The sequence below is a fragment of the Pedobacter sp. 01N416 genome (assembly GCF_056399685.1).
Map to the genome: position 1 here is coordinate 1 of NZ_JBFTRT010000881.1, position 1,266 is coordinate 1,266.

Consider the following 1,266-nt stretch of genomic DNA (forward strand, 5'->3'; position numbering starts at 1 on the left):
ATATTCCCAACCTGATGACTATACTGGTTCTTCTGGTGGTATTCAGATATGTGATCCGCTTTGTTAGGTTTATCAAAATGGAGATCGAACGGGGCAAACTCAATATACCAGGTTTTTATAAAGATTGGGCCAATCCTACCTATCAGATTATCCGTGTGTTAATTCTGGCTTTTATGCTTATTGTCATTTTTCCTTATCTCCCGGGATCTGATTCGGGTGTTTTTAAAGGGGTTTCGGTTTTCATGGGTGTTCTTTTTACTTTCGGATCAGCAGGTGCGCTTGGCAATGTTGTTGCTGGCCTGGTACTCACCTATATGCGGGCTTTTAGGATAGGCGATCGGGTAAAGATTGGAGAAGTTACAGGAGATATTATTGAAAAAACATTACTGGTTACCAGGGTACGCACTATTCAGAATGAGGTGGTTTCTATCCCGAACTCGACCGTGATGAATAACCATACGGTAAATTTTAGTATTGAAGCGCTTGAAAAGGGGCTCATCATCCATACCACAGTAACTATTGGTTATGATGTGCTCTGGAGGCAAGTGCACGAACTGCTCATTAATGCAGCCTTAGCAACAGAACTTGTTGATGCTGAACCGAAGCCATATGTGCTCCAAACCAGCCTTGACGATTATTATGTAAGCTATAGATTAAATGCCTTTACTAAATCGCCAAACCGGCAGGCCGTAATCTATTCTGCTTTGCATGCAAACATACAGGATCAGTTTAACCAGGCCGGAGTAGAAATTATGTCACCACATTATAAAGCGCTCAGAGATGGAAATGCCACCACCATTCCAGCAGATTACTTACCAAAAGATTATCAGGCACCATTATTTAGGACAGAAAATACCAATAACCCCAACGCACTACCAAAGAAATAAAACTTTATTGCCTCCGGGTATAATATATTATCGCCACAAAAAAAGTCCTATTATTTTGGCTTTTTTTGTTTACACTATAGCCAAAGCCCTCCTCATTTCCGAAAAGCAGACTTCTCACTTTGTTCTTAAAAAATTAAGAAATCGATAAAAAAGAAGAAGAAAAACAATTATTGGGATCAATATCGGCGTATCGGCATTTTTTTTGTAGCGAAACAAGTATGAAAAGGAATGATATAATCAGTGCGCTCTTAGGTATGTTGATTATGGCCATCACTTATTGGCTGCTGTTTTACAAGTTTTCTTCTCCTAAAGAGCGTAAAGAAATTAGAATATCCTCCTCAACACCACGATTAAAAAACTTAGAATAATTACTCCACAC

At 39.2% G+C, this 1,266-nt stretch carries 1 protein-coding gene; it reads left to right on the top strand.

Annotation, left to right across the window (positions count from 1 at the left end; translation table 11 throughout):
* A partial coding sequence (locus AC1DND_RS28100; RefSeq protein ID WP_477586176.1) for a mechanosensitive ion channel family protein occupies window positions 1-887 on the top strand: 887 nt, incomplete at its 5' end.
* Window positions 888-1,266 lie beyond the last annotated feature (379 nt).